This window comes from Streptomyces sp. NBC_00523 (genome assembly GCF_036346615.1).
In the GTDB taxonomy this organism is placed as follows: Bacteria; Actinomycetota; Actinomycetes; order Streptomycetales; family Streptomycetaceae; genus Streptomyces.
In genome coordinates this window covers 239,952-257,746 of the sequence record NZ_CP107836.1, presented here as the reverse complement: position 1 = coordinate 257,746, position 17,795 = coordinate 239,952, and the positions used below count along the sequence as shown (strand labels likewise).

Below are 17,795 nucleotides of genomic sequence, written 5' to 3'. Positions count from 1 at the left end.
AGGGTGCGCCCATGGCCAGCGAGCGAGCCCACGAACCCGTCCTGCTTGATCCCAAGGGCCCGGTGATCACGGCCATCGCCTGCACCGTGGGCGCGATCCTGCTGCTGGGTGCGGGCGGGGCCGCCGTCTATGCCGCGGTCCGTACCGTCTCCGAGTTCGGGGAGACGGGAAGCGGGTGGACGTGGGCCGGCGCCGGCCTCTTCCTGGTGGCGGTGTTCGTCGCCTGCGTCGGGTGGTCGACCTTCTTCTCCGCCCGCTGGGAGCGTCGGCTCACCCTCCGGCTCGCCGCCACCGGTGTCGATGCGATCGCCCTGGTCCTGTCGGCCTCCTCCGCCCCGCCGTCCAACGACGAGCACGAGCAGGTCCGGCTGCTGGTGCGGGTCGAGGGTCCCGGGTTCGAACCGTTCGAGTGCGCATGTGTCCTGCTGGCGTACCTTTTCGCGGACGCCGCACAGGGGACGGTGCTGCCTGCCCGGGTCGACCCGGCCACCCGCGTGTTCACCCTCGGACCATCGCCCGCGCCGCGGGCACAGGGGGCCGCGGATGCTTGAGGCGGGTCGTACCTTGACCTCGTCGTAAGAGGAACACCAACTGCCCCCGGTCAGGACGCCCGGGGCTAAAGGGTGTTGCAGAAGGCTCGGTTCCGGGCATTTCCCTTGTATGGGTGGGGTGTTGCGGGCTGAGCCGGTGTGGGTCGAGACGTTCACGGGCTTGCGGATCGACCGGTTCGCGAAGCTTGTGAAAGTGGTGAAGGAGCGGGGCGGGGACGGTCCCGGTGGTGGCCGGCCGTGGTGCCTGCCTCTGGCAGACCGGGTCCTGCTGGTGGCCGTCTACTACCGCACCAACCTCACCATGCGGCAGCGCCCCGCTCTTCGGGATCTCCGCTGCCACCGTCTGCCGGGTCATCCACCGCCTGCGGCCGCTGCCGGCCCTGGAGCCGGCCCCGCGGCCGGTTGCTGACGTGGACCGGCTGTGGATCGTGGACGGAACCTTGATCCCGGTCCGCGACCGCAAGGTGGGCGCCTCGTCCCGCAACTACCGGTTCTCGGCGAACGTGCAGGTCATCATCGACGCGGATACCCGCCTGGTCATCGCCTCGGCCCGGCCCGCACCGGGCAACACGACCGACGCCCACGTCCGGCGGGAGTCGGGCCTGCCGGCCACCGCGGCCGGGACGACGGTGATCGCGGACGGCGCCTACCTCGGCACCGGCCTGATCGTCCCGCACCGCAAGAGAGCCGGACGCCCCCTCCTGCGCGGCCAGGAGGAAGACAACGCCGAACACCGGCGCGTCCGAGCCCGCGTCGAGCACACCTTCGCCCGGATGAAGAACGGGAAGATCCTCCGCGACTGCCGCCGGAAAGGAGACGGCCTCCACCACGCGGTCCAGGCCGTCGCCACCATGCACAACCTCGCCATGACACGGTGAAACTGCAGGTCAGCCGCCACTCCGGCCTGCCCAAGCCCGACCTTCCGCAACACCCTTTGGCGAACGCCTCGCTGGTGTCGGAGCGCCGTTCGTAGTCGCGGGCGAGCCGCCGGCTGCGCATCAGCCAGGCGAAGGTCCGCTCGACGACCCATCTGCGGGGCAGGACGGTGAACCCGCGGCTGTCGTCACTGCGTCGGACGATGTCCAGGCGCGGGCCGAGCGGGTGGGCGGCTTCGGTGAGGACGTCGCCGGTGTAGGCGCCGTCCGCCCAGATCAGCCGGAGCCGACGGAAGCATTCCCGCAGCGCGGGCAGCATCCCGCGGGCGGCGTTGCGGTCCGTCACCGACGCGGGGGTGACCAGCACCGCCAGGACGAGGCCGAGGCAGTCCACGACCAGGTGCCGCTTGCGTCCGTTGACCAACTTGCCGCCGTCGAAGCCGCGGGAGGCCGCGCCGACCACGGCGTCCCCTTTCACCGACTGCGAGTCCACTATCCCCGCGGTCGGCTCCGCGTCCCGGCCCTCCGCCTCGCGGACGCGTTCTGGCTCGTCATCGACGGCACCCTGCCCGTGGCGGGCGCAGCGGTGCGCATCGACCCGGACGGCACCTGTCATCTCAGCCACGGCGGCTGGTCGGCAACCGTCGGAGGACAGTAGGCGCGGCCCCAGTCATCCCGGCCTGGGCGGCTGCACGGCCTTCGCACAGCCGCCGGGAGACATCCGACCGCTAACGGCCGCGGCTACGGGATTCGCTGGAGGGGCGGGGCCTGCGGTCGGCCTACCAAGCCGGTGGCCTGGGCCCCGTCGGGGTTTCAACGTTCCGCCCCAATAGGACGTGACTGGGGGTGGGCGTCCCTCTACCCCGGGACCAGCGGTGCCCTCCCTCCGAGCTCAGTTACCCGGAGGTCGCACCGGTGGCACTGACGGACCTCCCCTTTCCGCAGGAACTCCCGTCTGACCTCCAGGACGAGGTGCACCAGCTCGTCAAGGAGACCGGCAGCGACGCTGAGGGAGGCGACATAGTCACGCGCGTCGCGGGGAGCGAGTTCGGCAGGTGACCGACCTGGTACCTGGCCGAGCCATGCACCATGCTCTGCCGGGCTGTGCGGTGATGGAGCCTTTTCGTTCACGGTGGCAAGCGACGCCACCACGGGCATCACGGTCGGCAGATGGGGGGACCTGCGGGTCTTCAGCCGTCCCGCCGACATCCAGTCCGTCTGGTCCACGGCGTCGACATGAACCAGCTGGCGTTCGCGGTCGGCTCGCCACCGAACCCGAAGCCGCCGGTGACTTCGCCGCGCCCGCTCCGACGCACGTTACTTGATCTCGGTTCAGGGGGGTTCGCTGCGCTCCCCCGCCGTGCGGCGCTCAGACCTTGCATGGTGGGTGCGATTCACCCACCGGGCCGGACTCCTCGGCCTGTGCGGTAAGGAGCTGTGGTCGCACGTACGGGCTCACTGGTGGCCGCCCGCGCCCGCACGTGCAAGATCCACAGCTCAACCCGTTGCGAAGCGATCAGTCGCCCCGCATGTTGACGGACGGTCGCATCGCCGAGGCTGCTGCGTACGGGTCGGTTGGGCTGGAACCGGTTGGCGGGTCGATGGCGGCTGCACGCGCCGCTGGTAGGTCCATCACTCTGCGGGGGTGCGGTTGAAGCACTCGGCTTCGCCAGGCGTGCCACCAGTGAAAGAGCGGCACACGTGGCTGCCGGGTTCCTCCCGACCTCAGTCATGCCGGGGTGGGCACGCCTCCGCCGAAGCCCACCGACCGACCGGTCACCGCTCGGGCAAGGGGGAGGGGCGCTTGCTGATAGAGTTTATGCATCGAATTGAATTACTAGTCGGAGGCTGATGATGCGAGGAGAGAGCGCCGTGCACCGGGCTGGGGGAGGCGCGACGTCCGACAGCGGGCGGATCAGTGTCCGGGCGGAGGCCGACGGGGAGGGGGTGCCGCTGTCCCCCTTCTGGCGCCGGGTGGTCGGTGCCGGGCGGGCCAACGAGGGGCTGCGGGCGGACTGGCAGCGCCAGCTGCTCGCTGCCCGCCGGGACTGCGGTTTCGAGTACATCCGCTTCCACGGGCTCTTCCACGACGACATGTTCGTCTACACGGAGCGCGAGGACGGGACCCCCGTCTACAACTTCCAGTACGTCGACGCCCTGTTCGACTTCCTCCTGGAGGCAGGCGTACGGCCGTTCGTCGAATTCGGTTTCGCGCCCCGGGCGCTGGCCCGTGAGACGAACACCGTGTTCTGGTGGGGTGCGCACGGCTCGCCGCCCACGGACCTCTCCAAGTGGTCGGGGCTGATCGACGCCATCGTGCGGCACTGGGTCGGGCGGTACGGTCTGTCCGAGGTGCGGCGCTGGTACTTCGAGGTCTGGAACGAGGCCAACCTCGACGGCTTCTTCCGCGGCACGCGCTCGGAGTACTTCGAGCTCTACCGTGTCACCGCCCGCGCCGTGAAGGCCGTCGACACCGGACTGCGGGTGGGCGGTCCCGCGACCTCCAACTTCGTGCCCGACGAGCGGTTCTCCACCGAGCGTGAGGACGTGGGCCTGCGGATCACGGCGGGCCGCGACGACATCGACTCCCTGGAGTGGCGGCCGGTCTGGGTGGAGGCATTCCTCGACTTCTGCGCCCGCGAGGACCTGCCGGTCGACTTCGTGTCCACCCATCCGTATCCGACGGACTGGGCCCTGGACGAGCACGGGCAGGGTGAGAAGCTCACCCGCTCCAAGGACGCCACCCCGCAGGACCTGGCGCTGCTGCGCGACATGGTGGCCAAGAGCGCGTTCCCGGATGCCGAGATCCACCTGACGGAGTGGTCGTCCTCCTCCTCGCCGCGTGACCACACCCACGATACGGTGCCCGCCGCGACCTTCGTGGTCCGTTCGGTGCTGCATTCCCTGGGCACGGTCGACTCCCTGGCGTACTGGGCCTTCACCGACGTGTTCGAGGAAGGCGGGGCGGGCGACGAGCTCTTCCACGGCGGCTTCGGCCTCCTCACCCTCCCCGGCATACCCAAGCCGACGTACCACGCCTACCGGATGCTGAACGCCCTGGGCGACGAACTCCTGGAGCGCGGAGAGAACCACGTGGTCACCAGGCACACGGATACCGGCCGGCTGAGCGTCCTGATCCACCACTACCCTGAGGAGGAGCCGAAGTCGGTGCCCGCCTCGTTCGACGACCGCTCGATGGCCGACGCCACTGAGGCCAAGGGCACGCCGCGTGACGTGCACGTGCGACTGGAACGGCTGGACCCCGGGGCGGCCTTCGAGGTCGAGACCCTGGAACCGGGGCACGGGGGCGCCTTGGCCGCCTGGCGTGACCTGGGCGCTCCGGGTGCTCCCACCCGCCAGGAACTCGACCACCTCGACCGGCGCGCCCGGGCCACGGAACTCACGGCGATGCATGCCGACGCGCAGGGTGAGCTCACCTTCACGGCGTGTCTGGCTCCCTGGTCGGTCACACTGATGCGTCAGGTCTCGTAGAGGGTGTTCCGCTCGACCGAGGCTGGGCACGGCGTCCGTGCCGTGCCCAGCACCTCAGGAGAAGAATCGTGACCATGAGCCATGCGTCCATCAGACGTGGCACCAACCTGCCACGCATGGGCGATTTCAATGAGTCGGTCATCCTCGACGCCATCAGACGCCATCACGACGGGCTCAGCCGGGTCGAACTGGCGGGCGCGACCGGTCTGTCCGCGCAGACCGTCTCCAACATCTGCCGGCGCCTCATCGACCAGGGCCTGGCCGCGGAGTCCGGCAAGCAGCCTACCGGCGGGGGCGGCAAACCTCGGACACTGCTCCGCGTCGTGCCAGGGGCCCGCTACGCCGTCGGCGTCCACCTCGACCCGGCCGTCATCACGTACGTGCTGCTCGACCTGCTGGGGACGATCGTTGCCCAGCACAGCGAACCGACCCCGCTGGGGATGGACACCAAGGCCGTGGCCGAGGACATGAGCACCTCCGTTCAGGCGCTGGTGGAGCGGTCGGGCGTTGACCGGAGTCGCATCCTGGGCCTCGGGATCGCCGCGCCGGGGCCGCTCGACACGGAGAACGGACAGATCGTCGATCCGCCGGAACTGCCGGGCTGGGGGAGCGTGCCCCTGCGCGACCAACTGGCCGCCGACACGGGCCTGCCCACGTTGATAGACAAGGACGTCATCGCCGCCGCGGTGGCCGAGCGGTGGATGGGCGCCGCCAGTGACACCCGCGACTTCCTGTTCTTCTACCTGGGAACCGGTTCCGGCATGGGGCTCGTCGTGGACGACACAGTGCTGCGCGGCGCGTCCGGCAACGCGGGCGAGGTCGGGGGACTGGGCGCGGCATGCTCCACCCGGGCCCTGGTCGACGAGGCGATCCAGATGGGCGCCTTGGGCCACGAGTTCACCCCCCTCGGCCCCCAGGACGCCCGGCGCAGCCTGGACGAGCTGGCCCGGCGGGCGAAGGCGGGAGAACCGCAGGCGGCCGGGATCGTGGAGCGCTGGGCGATCCGGATCGGCCGGGGTGTGTGCGCGGCGGCGACCCTCGTGGACAGCGACACGATCGTGTTCGGCGGACCGCTGTGGCCCCAGATGGCACAGCCGTTCCTGGCGGTGATCGAGCCCATGGTCGCCTCCTCGCCGTATGTGAAGGCGACACACGCCACGACGGTGACCTCGACGCGGATCGGTGAGCACGTCGCGGCCGTCGGGGCGGCGTGCCTGGTGCTGGACGGCAGTCTCTCGGCGCAGCCCAAGAGCCTGTTGCTGCACTGAGCGGCCGGCAGGGCGGGGGCAGGGCCGGGCAGTACTGCCCGGCCCCTGGCCTCACGGGCGGTGCGCGCTTCCGTCGACCGCGCGCAGCAGGGCCCAGCGGTCGTGCTGCAACGGCTCCGTGACGGGGTAACGAGCCGCGGCGGCCTCGTCGAAGTCCACCCCGAGCCCTGGTGCGGCCGAGGGGTGCAGACGGCCCCTGTCCGGCACCGGGGTGCCCGGGAACACCTCACGCGTGGCCTCCGTGAAGGTGGCGGCCTCCTGCACGCCGAAGGCCGGTGAGCTCACGTCGAGAGCGAGATTGGCGGCCATGCCGACGGGGCTGACGTCGCCCGGGCCGTGCGGGGCCGTACGCACCCCGAACAGCTCGCACGCGGCGACGAGTTTGCGGGTCGGCGTGAGGCCGCCCAGCGTGGGTATCCGGATCCGGGCGAAGTCGATGAGGCGGTTCTGGATCAGCGGCAGGTATGCCTGCACCTCGCTGTAGAGCTCGCCGACCGCCAGGGGCACGGTGCCCGCGTCACGAAGCCGGTCGAAGTGGGCCGCGTCCTCGGGCGCCAGTGCGTCCTCCAGGAAGAACAGCTGCGCGTCCTCGACGGCACGGACGAGCTCGCGTGCCTGCGAGGGGGTCAGGCGCTCATGGGCGTCGTGCAGCAGCTCGACACCCGGCCCCACCCGCTCGCGTACCGCCCGCAGGACCGGCGGCACCAGGCGCAGGTAGGCGAGGGAGTCCCAGCTCTCGGCCCGCATCTCGCGGCGCCGGGCCTCGGCCGCGTCCCGCGGCGCGGTGCCATAGGTGTCGGTCCCGGGCACGGCGACCTGTACCCGTACGTGCCGCCAGCCCCGCTCCGCCGCGGCGAGCACCCGGTCGGCGATCTCCGCGGCGTCGCGTCCGTCGACGTGGGTGTAGGCGTCGGCGGCCTCCCGGGCCCGGCCGCCCAGCACGGAGTACAGCGGCAGCCCGGCGGCCTTGCCCTTGATGTCCCACAGTGCGACGTCGATGCCTGCCAGTGCGTTGTGGGCGATCGACCCGCCCCGCCAGTAACCGCTGTTGAGCAGCAGCCGGTGCAGGTCCTCGATGTCGGCCGGGTCCCTGCCGAGCAGCATCGGGCCCAGGTAGTCGTCGATCACGGCGCGGATCGCCGTCGTGCGCTGCGGGTCGCTCGCGCAGCCGAGGCCGTACAGGCCGGGCTGGTCGGTCTCGACCCGCACGATCACGTAGGGGCACCCCTGCGGAGCACAGGTGAAGGTGCGGACGGCGGTGACGCGCACGGCGTCGGGGCGAGCGTCGTCCCAGGGAGCCGGGGCGAGAAGGCTCCGGGCGGCGGCGGATGAGGTGGAGAGGGACATGCGTCCGTCCTGTTCAGTCGTGGTGGCCTCCGCGGCGTACATCGCGCGGGTTCCACGCAGATTCTCGGGGTGTTACGACCGTTGACACCGTACATCAACTCGATTTAGATACCCCGTGTCGAGTTTCCCCGGAAACAGCCCGCCGGGACGCTCAGCCCGTCGACGGCATGTCGCCGGGCCCGGCCCAGCCGCAGGGCGGATCCGCGCCAGAAGGGGACATCGCGTGAGCCGCAGAGCCGCAGTTCAGCGCAGTCGGCAACGCCCCCTTCCCGCTGTCCCAGGCCCTGACGCCGACCTTCGGGCAGCAAGATCATCCCAGGGCGTTCCACCGCTCCCTCCGCCCGTCACGCAACCCGGGCCCCCACAGCCCGCCGGATGACCGCCGCGCCGGTGACACGCACGCCCCCGGGCGGTGCACCGGCCGGCACGCCGCGAACCCCCGGGTCCTGACAGCGCACAGCACGCCCGATCCCCCACTGGAGAGGAACACACCATGGCCATCACCCGCCGCACCGCCCTCGCGCTCGCCGCCGGTGGAGCCGCAGCCGTCGCACTCGCACCCGTGGCGGCGCAAGCGGTGACGACCGAGGCGACGGAACCCGGCAGGGCCCGGGCCGGTTCGCCCGGCGACGTCGTCGGCAAGGTCACCGTCGGCTACCAGGGCTGGTTCGCGGCCCCCGGCGACGGCGCACCCATCAACGGCTGGTGGCACTGGAGTCCGGACATGAGCCAGGCGCCGCGCCCCGGAGCCGTCAGCGCCAAGTCGTGGCCCGACGTGCGCGACTACACCCGGACGTACCCCACCGCCATGCCCGACCTCAACGGCGGTGGGAAGGCGGCGCTCTTCTCCTCCTGGGACCAGCAGACCGTCGACACCCACTTCCGGTGGATGCGCGAGAACAACATCGACACCGCCGCTCTCCAGCGTTTCAACCCCTTCGGGTCGGAGGGCCCCACCCGCGACGCGATGGCACAGAAGGTCCGCGGCGCGGCCGAGGCCAATGGCCGAAAGTTCTACGTCATGTACGACGTCACGAACTGGACGTCGATGGCGAGCCAGATCAAGCAGGACTGGTCGCAGAAGATGTCCGCCCACACGGGCTCCTCCTCCTACGCCCGGCAGGGCGGCAAGCCGGTGGTGTGCATCTGGGGCTTCGGTTTCAGCGACGACGCGCGGCCCTTCGGCGCGGCGGAGTGCCTGGACGTCGTCAACTGGTTCAAGCAGCAGGGCTGTTACGTCATCGGTGGTGTTCCCACCCATTGGCGCACCGGAACGGAGGACTCCCGGCCGGGTTTCTCGGGCGTCTACCACGCCTTCGACATGCTTTCACCGTGGATGGTCGGCCGGATCGGCAACGCGGCGGACTCCGACAACTTCTACCAGAACGTCAACCAGCCGGACATGGCCGACTGCGCGGCCCACGGAATCGACTACCAGCCCTGTGTGCTCCCGGGGGACCTGCAGGACCGCCAGCGCGCACACGGCGACTTCATGTGGCGGCAGTTCTACAACATGGTCCGTGTCGGCGCCCAGGGCATCTACGTCTCGATGTTCGACGAGTACAACGAGGCCAACCAGATCGGCAAGACCGCCGAGACGGCGGCCGCCGTCCCCGCCGGCTCGGGGATCCTGGCCCTCGACGAGGACGGCACGGCCTGCTCGGCCGACTACTACCTGCGCCTGACCGGTGACGGCGGACGCATGCTGAAAGGGCAGATCGGCCTCACCGCGCAGCGGCCGACCCCCGTCAGGCTCTGACGTGGCCGGCCGCCGGGCCGCCGCACATCCGTAACGCTCCACTCACCCATTCACCCGTCGTCCAGTCTCTGTACGACCACGCTGAGGCAGAGGTCCATGAGCTCACCACTCGCACGTATGTCCCCCAAGGCCAGACTTGTCACCGCGGCCATGGCGACCGTACTGACGCTGAGTCCGCTGACCGCCTGCGGCGGTGACGCGTCGGACTCGGGCGACGCCAAGTCGCTGACGATGTGGACCTTCAAGCAGTCCCACGTCCAGGCCCTGAAGAACGCCGCCGCGGACTTCGAGAAGCAGACCGGCATCAAGGTCAGCGTGAAGGCGTACGGTCCGGACGACGCCTACACCACCAAGGTGCAGGCCTCCGCCAAGACCGGCGACCTCCCGGACGTGCTCGAGGTCCACTCCGACGGCGAGGACTTCGCACTCGGCGCCACCGGCATCACCCGCGACATCGCGAAGGACGTCACGGCGGACTGGAGCGGCCTCTACCAGGAGGGGGTCCAGAAGTCCGGCGTCGTGACTCCCGCCCGCTACAAGGAGTCCGAGCCCTCCGACTCCAAGACGCACGGCATCAAGGAGGGGCAGCGCTTCAGCGTGCCGCTGACTTCCGGAACCTTCGGCATCGTGATGGGCAACAAGAAGAAGCTGGCCGAGGCCGGCATAACCGAGCCGCCGGCCAGCTACGAGGAGTTCCTGGAGGACCTGAAGGCGACCACCGCCAAGGACCCCAAGAACGGCGGGGTCAGCCTCGGCCTGAAGGTCAAGGCCACCGGCCTGACCTGGAGCCTGCAGCCGCTGGCCTTCGGCGAACTCGGCAAGGAGAAGTACCAGGCGCTCTGGGGCAAGGATGCCTCCGGCAACTTCGCCTCGGCCAACGGCAGGAAGGTCCTCGACCTGTACGCCAGGATGCAGCCGTACTGGATGCCGGGCACTCAGACCCTGGACATCGACGCCGCCGACCAGGCGTTCGCGCAGGGCAAGTCGGCGTGGGACATCGGCGGCACCTTCACGCTCGCCTTCCTGCAGCAGAACGGCATGAACCCCGAGGACGTCATGGCCTTCGGATTCCCCGGCCCGGAGAAGGGCGCCGTCCCCAAGCCGGCCCTCGCCCCGCTGGCGCTCACCGGCCTCGCCGCCACCTCCACCAGCAAGCACCCGGAGAACGCCGCGAAGTGGATGAAGTTCCTCGCGCAGCCGAAGACCGCGGCGCGGTTCGCCAAGGACGCCACCGAAGTCCCGTCCACCGAACTCGGTGACGACGCCGCCGCCGCGATGGGCGCCACCCTCGCCGCCATGACCAAGGCCTTCGCAGGCGCACCGGAGAACACCTACGACCCGACGGTCAACGACTTCCGGCCGCCGACCTACGACCAGGACTCGATGGCGGAGATCCTCGCCGACCTGACTCCGCTCAAGAAGAAGGACGCGCAGACCGCGGGCAAGGACATGGCCAAGCTGAACGACAACTTCTGGGCGAGCGCGGAGAAGTGAGCACCGCACCCCACACCGCCCCTGCGACAACCGCGGCCGACCCCGGCCGGGGTGCCGAACCCCGGCCGGGTGACGCCCCCGCTCCGGCCCGGCGCAAGCCGCGCCACCGCACGTACGAAGCGGTCTCCGGTTATCTGTTCGTGGCGCCCGCCGTGATCCTCTTCGCGGTCATGGGGCTCTACACCGTCGGCTACGGCTTCCTGCTGAGCTTCGCCCGCTGGAACGGCTTCGCACCCCACTGGGACTGGGTGGGCCTGCAGAACTACAAGGACCTGCTCTGGCAGGACCCGGCGTACGCCCCCCGGCTGGAGAACGCGGCGGTCCACACGCTGTACGTGATGCTCGCCGTGCCCCTGCTGACCGTGCTGGTGTCCTTCCCGCTCGCCATCCTGCTCAACTCGGCCAGGCGCATGCAGGGCCTGCTCCGGTCCGTCTACTTCGTGCCGTACGTGACCAGCGGCATCGCGGTCTTCTTCGCCTGGCAGTACATCCTGCAGCCCGACGGTGCGATCAACAGCGTGCTCTCCGCCCTCGGGATGGGCTCCCTCGCCCAGCCGCAGGGCTGGCTGGGCAACCCCGACACGGCACTGCCCACCATGATCGTGGTCACCGTATGGAGCGCCGTCCCGGTCGCGATGCTGCTCTACCTGACAGGGCTCCAAGGCGTCGACCGCAGCGTGCTGGAAGCGGCGCAACTGGACGGCGCCGGCTGGTGGCGCACCAACACGTCGGTGGTGTGGCCGCTGGTCAGGCCGATCACCGCGGTCGTAGTGCTGCTGAACCTGCGCGACTCGCTGCAGGGCTTCCAGACCTTCCTGGTGATGACCAACGGCGGTCCCGGTGACCACACGAACGTGCTGGGCCTCGAGGCGTACCGGCTCGCCTTCCTCAAGGACCTCGCGCCGACCCTCGGGCTCGCCAGTGCCCTCGGCTGGCTGCTGTTCGCCGCCGCGCTGGTCATCGCGCTGATCAACCTGCGAGTCATGCGGAGCAAAACATGACAACGATTTCCCTCCCCTCGCGGTCCGGCCCCAGCGGGCCCGTCCGCGCCCGCAGGATCGGCGCACGGGTCCTGGTCGGCGGACTGCTCGCCCTCTACGGCGTGATCAGCGTCTACCCCTTCCTCTGGATGGTCTCCGCGGCCTTCAAGGACCAGGTGGAGGTGATCCGCTCCGGCCACCTGATCCCGGACCACCCCACCTTCCAGACACTCGCCGACACCTGGAACCAGCTGCACTTCTTCAGCTACTTCCTGAACAGCCTCTCGGTCACCCTCCTCACCGTGGTGCTGACCCTGGTGGTCTACGCGTCCGCCGGCTACGCCTTCGCGGTGCTGGACTTCCCCGGCCGCGGCGCGCTGCAGAAGCTCTTCGTGGCGCTGCTCTTCGTGCCCGGTGTCACGGTGATGCTGCCGATCGTCCTCCTGGAGAACAAGCTCGGCATCCTCGGCACCCATATGGGGCTCGTACTGCCCTTTGTCAACGGCGGTGCCCCGCTCTCCGTACTGCTCATGACCGGTGCCTTCAGCGCCGTGCCGAAGGAGCTGAGGGAGTCCGCTCGGGTGGACGGAGCCAACGAGTTCCGCATCTTCACCCGCATCTACCTACCGCTGACCCGGCCCGCCCTGATCACGGTGGCCCTGATCACCGCGATCCCGACCTGGAACGAATACTTGCTGACCCGCGTCTCGCTCAACGACGAAAGCACCTTCACCCTGCCGCTCGGCCTGCAGACCCTGGCGTCCCAGAACGTGCCCCACTACAACAACCTCATGGCCGGCGCGCTCATCGTCGTCATCCCGGTCATCGCCCTGTTCCTCTGCCTGCAGCGCTACTTCGTCAACGGGCTGGTCGGGGCGGTGAAGGGCTGATGCGCGTTCTGGTCACCGGCGCCGCCGGCCACATCGGCGGGCGCGTCACGGAGGAACTGCTCGCGGCCGGGCACGAACTCGTCCTGACCGACCTGCTGCCCGTGGAGGCGCCCGACGCCCACCGGGTGCACGTCGGCGACCTCCAGGACCCCGGCCTCGTGCGCCGCGCCATGGACGGCGTGGAGGCGGTGGTCCACCTGGGGGCGATCCCGCATCCCAACGTGGACGACCCCAGCGCCATGTTCGCCGCCAACGTCCATGCCGCGCACCGCGTCTTCCAGGAAGCGGGGAACGCCGGGGTACGCCGCGTCGTGGCCGCCTCCAGCATGGCGGCGACCGGGCTGGCCTGGTCCCCGGTCTCCGTCTCACCGGTGTACGTGCCCATGGACGAGGCCCACCCCAACCTGGTCCGCGACCCCTACGGGCTGTCCAAAGTGGTGCTGGAGGAGATCGCGGGCGTGGCGCACCGGCGCTTCGGCATCGACTCCGTGTGCATGCGCTTCCCGTTCACCGGCGACGGCGCACGGCTCGACGCCTTCGTCGCCGAGTGCGCCGAAGACGCGGCGTCCCAGCGCCTCCACCTGTGGGGCTGGCTGCACACCCTGGACGCGGTGCGGGCGATCCGGCTGGCCGTCGAGGGCGACACCCGCGGCAGCCGGGTCATCAACGTCAGCGCGGCGGACACCACCTCCACCCTGCCGACCGCGGAACTGATGGCCGCCCACCACCCGGGGGTACCGGTCCCCGCGTCGATCAGCGGTCACCGCACCCTGTTCGACACCACCGGCTGCACGGAACTCCTGGGGTTCACCCCCCACCGCACCTGGCGCACCACGGGGGGCGCCGCCTGACACTCCGCGGTACGCCGGGCCCGGCCCGGCGTACCGCGGAGCGGCCACATCCGGTCCGGTCCACCCCGCACACCGAATCCGCCGCGACCGGCCCGCCCGGAACCCGGTGGACCGGCACCACCGCCCCTGAGGCGGTCCCGCCGTGGCCCCGGGAACAGTGCCCCGGCCCGGCAGGACCCGGTCCTGCCCGGCACCGGCCGCGCGGCTCCCGCCCGAGGGCGCGAGCCGCGCGGCCCGCGCCTGGCCAGCCGACGGGCGCCGCTCCCGCACGACCCCTGATCCACACGTCCGACCGTGATCTTCGGAGGTAGTCCGTGCCACCTGTACGCACCAGACTCGCGGCGCTGCTGCGCGCGCCGGTCATCGCCCTGCTCGCCACCCTCGCGCTCCTGCTGCCGGTCTCGGCGCCGGCCCGGGCCGCCGCCCCGCAGCTCTACCCGCTCGGCGTCGGGGCCGACCTCGGCCCCGACCCCTTCACCCTCGGCCTGACCGCCACCGCCGGCGACGACGCGGACGGCCTGCGGACCGGCAACCAGGACGGCACGCCGTACTGGCGCACCGATGTATCCGCCGGCACCGGCCACCTGGCCTTCGACCTGGACCCCGAGTACACCGACGCCGTGACGGCGGACCGGCTGACCGTCGCCGTCACCTACCTGGACACCGGCAGCGGCGCCCTGCGCCTGACGCGCGGCGCCGACCGGGAGCTCGGCCGTGTCGCGCTCCGCGACACGGGGGCGTTCACGACGGAGGCGTTCGTCGTCCCTGCAGAGTTCTCCGACGGCAGGCAGCTGCGGATATCCGGTGTCGACGGTGACACCGCGGCCGACGTCACGGTCTCCTCGGTGCGCGTGTCCTCGGGACCGTCCGTGGACCTCGGCGCCGCCGTGGACGCGCACGGCATCTCCCCGCGAGCCGGCGACAACGACGGCCACCTTGTCACGGGCGTCGAGGCAGGCCGCGGCTTCTGGGGGACCGACCAGAGCAATCCCGGGGCCGAGACCGGCTTCCTCTACATGAACGTCGACGACACGATCCTCTACGGCAACCACGAGCCGGTCGCCGTCAGCATCGACTACTTCGACCACGGCAGCGGTTCGCTGCAGCTCGAGTACGACTCGCCGGGCGAGACCATCCCGGACATGTTCAAGCAGTCCCCGGTCTTCACCTACGGGGACTCGGACACCTGGAAGACGCACACCTTCCTCCTGGACGACGCGATACTCACCAGCCGGTCCAACGGCTCCGACTTCCGGATCACCACCGGGGGCGGCACCGGTGAACTGAAGGTGGCGCGGGTCTCCGTGACCGCGCTGCAGAGCAAGCTCGACCCGACCACCGGGCTGGAGCAGCTGATCGCCCAGGCCACCACCGCCCACGCCGCCGCCCGGGAGGGTGTGCGCGACGGCCAGTTCCCCGCGGGCGCCAAGGACCGGCTCCGCAAGGCGGTGGACGCGGCGCGCTCCGTAGCCGCCGGGACCGGTGTGACCGACCAGGAGGCACGGGCCGCCTTCCACACGCTGGCGGCAGCCCTGGACGCCTTCCGGGCCTCTACGGTCGACAAGGACCTGGCCCACGAGGGCACCGCGACCGCCTCGTCCACCGCCGGCGGATCCAGCCCGGGCGCGGCTATCGACGGCGACCGGGGTACGGCGTGGGTGAGCGGTGACGACGGTGACGGCGAGACCTACACCGTGGACCTCGGCACCACCCGTCGGCTGTCGCAGGTCAAGACGGTGTGGGGTGGCGCCTTCTCGCCCGACTACACCGTCCGCGTCTCGCGCGACGGGAAGAGCTACACCGAGGTCGGCCGCACCGGCAGCACCGGTTCCGGTGACGTCTTCGCCACCGCTTTCCCGGCGGTCCGGGCACGGTACGTACAGCTGAGGATCGACGGGTACACCGCGGGCGCGACCGACGTCGAACTCGCCGACCTCAGGGTGTTCGACCGCCGTACCGTCACCGGCCACCCGGTACTGGCCGACACCCGCTACCCGGCCGACGGCCCGGTCGTGGCGGACTTCGACGTCCGCGACCACCACGCCGACGTGACCGGGCGCAAGGACGCCACCGCAGCCGTGCAGGCCGCACTCTACGACTGCCAGGACGCGGGCGGCGGCACCGTCTGGATGACGGCGGGCACCTACCGGATCACCGGCACGGTTGAGGTCCCGGCCTTCTGCTCGCTGCGCGGTGACCGGCGCGACCCCGACCGCGGCAAGGGCGACTACGGCACGGTGATCCGGGCCGACCTGCCCGCGGGCGCGGACGGGCCGGTGCTGTTCCGCGTGGGCGGCAGTGCCTCCGTACAGGGCCTGACCACCTACTACCCGCACCAGGACGCCGCCCGCCCGGTGCCGTACAACTACACCTTCGAGATCCCCGGCTCGGCATGGGCGAGCGACGAGAACTTCATGATGGGCACGGTCCAGCACGTGACCATGCTCAACTCGTACAAGGGCGTCGGCGTCTCCACCATGACCGACGAGCGCGGCCGGCCCGCGGTACAGGGCCAGGTGCACGAGTCGGCGACCGTCCAGGACGTCAAGGGCACCGTGCTGTCCGAGGGAGCCGTCGCCTACAACGGTTCCGACGTGGGCACCTGGGACGACATCACCTTCTCCAACGCCTACTGGGCCGGCGCCCCGGCGGCGTACCACCCGCCGAAGCGGTCGGCGCTCGACAAGTGGACCCGCGCCCACGGCACCGGACTGGTGCTGGGCGACCTGGAGTGGGACCAGTTCTCCCGCATCACCCTGTCCGACTACCGCACCGGCATCCACATCGTGAAGGGGCAGCGGGCCAGGTTCACGGGAGCTTTCGTCAGGACCCGGGTGCTGCGTACCGACACCGCCCTGCTCGTGGAGGACATCGACTCCCGCTGGGGCATGACGCTGGCCGAGAGCACTCTGGAGGGCAGCACGGCCTCGGTCCGCAACACCGTGGAGGGGTACGTCAAGGTCACCGGCACGAAGCTGACCGGCCCCACCAGCGCCACCGTGATCCGGATGCCCGGAAGCGTGCCCGCCTACCGGGCTCCGGCCGCCGACCCGCACCCCCGGCGTGAGGTGCTGTACGTCGCGGAGAACGCGCCCCATGGCGTCGGCTACCAGCCGAAGGCCGATGCCACCGCGTCGGTCCAGAAGGTGCTGGACCGTGCGGGCGCCCGGGGCGGGGGACTGGTCTACCTGCCGGCCGGCTGGTACCGGATCGACGGCCGCCTCCGGGTGCCGGCCGGGGTGGAGCTGCGCGGAGCGTCCGCCTCCCCGAACCGGGACGAGAGCCAGAACAGCGGCGGTACGGTCCTGATCGCGCACGCCGGACGTGACAGCGCCGACGCGGCGAAGGCCCCGGCCACCGTGACCCTTGACGGCACCGGCGCGGGCGTGCGCGGGTTGCGGGTCTTCCACCCCGAGAACAACCCGGCCACCGGCTACGTCCCCTACCCGTACGACATCCGGGGCCAGGCGCGCGGCAGCTACGTCGTCGACGTGAGCCTGACCAACGCGTGGAACGGAGTGGACATGTCGTCCGAGCGCAACGACGGCTTCGTGGTGCACAAGCTGCACGGCGTCTTCCTCAACCGGGGGGTCACCGTGGGCGCGGTCAGGGGCGGCAGCATCAACGGAGTGCTCAGCAACGGCAACGGCGTGGCCCGGGTCGGCTACGGCATCCCGAACTGGGGCCTGGGAAGCAACCTCTTCCCGGAGACCATCGACGGTTTCACCCGCAAGAACACCGACCTGGTGCACGTCGACGGCGCTCGCGGCCTGACCGTCAACGACGTCTTCGGCTACGGGATGCACAACGGCCTCGTCGTCGAATCCGGTGAGGTCCACGCCCACAACCTCGGCACGGACAACCTCGGCGACGGCGGGTACAGCGTCAAGGCGGGCAAGGACGCCGAGGTCAGCGCGGTCAACGTGATGCGCTACAACGGCACCACCTCGGCCGGTCCCGCGAAACTGTACGGGATCATGGTGATCAACGTGGTGCAGCAGAAGGTCAGGGCGAGCGCCGAGCCGGCGAGCGGCGGCACGGTGACCCTCAGCGGTAACGCGACCGAGCCGGACACCTATGAGAAGGGCGACACGGTGACCGCCACCGCCCGTCCCGCGCACGGTTTCCGCCTCACCGGCTGGACGGTCGACGGCAGGAGACTGCCGCAGACCGGAAACACGGTCAGCATCACGGTGACGGGGGACCACACGGTCGTCGCCGAGTTCAGCTGATCCCTGAGAGCCGGTGAACCGCAGGCCGGGGCAGGCGTGCCGCCCGCCCCGGCCTG

The 17,795-nt window shown here is 70.7% G+C and carries 10 protein-coding genes and 2 pseudogenes; 10 read left to right on the top strand and 2 right to left on the bottom strand.

Features of this window, described 5'->3' with window-relative positions; translation table 11 throughout:
- Positions 1-11 precede the first annotated feature (11 nt).
- Positions 12-551 (top strand): hypothetical protein, encoded by a 540-nt coding sequence (locus OHS17_RS01270; protein WP_330310639.1) that lies wholly within the window; start codon positions 12-14, stop codon positions 549-551.
- A 109-nt stretch (positions 552-660) separates the two neighbouring features.
- Positions 661-1,429, top strand: a pseudogene (locus tag OHS17_RS01265) (transposase).
- A gap of 76 nt (positions 1,430-1,505) precedes the next feature.
- On the opposite strand, the pseudogene OHS17_RS01260 reads toward OHS17_RS01265, so the two are convergent.
- Positions 1,506-2,042, bottom strand: a pseudogene (locus OHS17_RS01260) (transposase); the annotation flags it as partial.
- 1,256 nt (positions 2,043-3,298) lie between these two features.
- Between OHS17_RS01260 and OHS17_RS01255 the strand changes: the two are divergent.
- Both OHS17_RS01255 and OHS17_RS01250 read left to right on the top strand, forming a co-directional pair.
- Positions 3,299-4,918, top strand: coding sequence for a GH39 family glycosyl hydrolase (locus OHS17_RS01255; protein WP_330310638.1), 1,620 nt, complete (start codon positions 3,299-3,301; stop codon positions 4,916-4,918).
- A 116-nt stretch (positions 4,919-5,034) separates the two neighbouring features.
- A complete protein-coding gene (locus tag OHS17_RS01250) occupies positions 5,035-6,186 on the top strand; it encodes an ROK family protein (protein WP_330310637.1) in 1,152 nt (383 codons plus the stop codon).
- 51 nt (positions 6,187-6,237) lie between these two features.
- Here OHS17_RS01250 and OHS17_RS01245 read toward each other — a convergent pair whose 3' ends face one another.
- The gene (locus OHS17_RS01245; RefSeq protein ID WP_330310636.1) at positions 6,238-7,533 is read right to left on the bottom strand and encodes an enolase C-terminal domain-like protein; all 1,296 of its coding nucleotides are present in this window, start codon (positions 7,531-7,533) and stop codon (positions 6,238-6,240) included.
- Positions 7,534-8,026: 493 nt separating this feature from the next.
- Here OHS17_RS01245 and OHS17_RS01240 point away from each other — a divergent pair, with 493 nt between their 5' ends.
- From OHS17_RS01240 to OHS17_RS01215, 6 genes are all read left to right on the top strand, one after another.
- Complete coding sequence (locus tag OHS17_RS01240; protein ID WP_330310635.1) at positions 8,027-9,292, top strand: glycoside hydrolase family 71/99-like protein; 1,266 nt, start codon at positions 8,027-8,029, stop codon at positions 9,290-9,292.
- Between the two features lie 150 nt (positions 9,293-9,442).
- Entirely contained in the window at positions 9,443-10,786 is a 1,344-nt protein-coding gene (locus tag OHS17_RS01235) for an ABC transporter substrate-binding protein (protein ID WP_330310634.1), read from the top strand.
- Complete coding sequence (locus OHS17_RS01230) at positions 10,783-11,787, top strand: carbohydrate ABC transporter permease (RefSeq protein WP_330310633.1); 1,005 nt, start codon at positions 10,783-10,785, stop codon at positions 11,785-11,787. The genes OHS17_RS01235 and OHS17_RS01230 overlap by 4 nt, the downstream gene beginning before the upstream one ends.
- Complete coding sequence (locus OHS17_RS01225) at positions 11,784-12,656, top strand: carbohydrate ABC transporter permease (RefSeq protein WP_330310632.1); 873 nt, start codon at positions 11,784-11,786, stop codon at positions 12,654-12,656. The genes OHS17_RS01230 and OHS17_RS01225 overlap by 4 nt, the downstream gene beginning before the upstream one ends.
- The gene (locus OHS17_RS01220; RefSeq protein WP_330310631.1) at positions 12,656-13,507 is read left to right on the top strand and encodes an NAD-dependent epimerase/dehydratase family protein; all 852 of its coding nucleotides are present in this window, start codon (positions 12,656-12,658) and stop codon (positions 13,505-13,507) included. Before OHS17_RS01225 ends, OHS17_RS01220 begins: the two co-directional genes overlap by 1 nt.
- Positions 13,508-13,821: 314 nt before the next feature.
- On the top strand, positions 13,822-17,739 hold the full coding sequence (locus tag OHS17_RS01215) for a discoidin domain-containing protein (protein WP_330310630.1): 3,918 nt from the start codon (positions 13,822-13,824) through the stop codon (positions 17,737-17,739).
- The last annotated feature ends 56 nt before the right edge of the window (positions 17,740-17,795 follow it).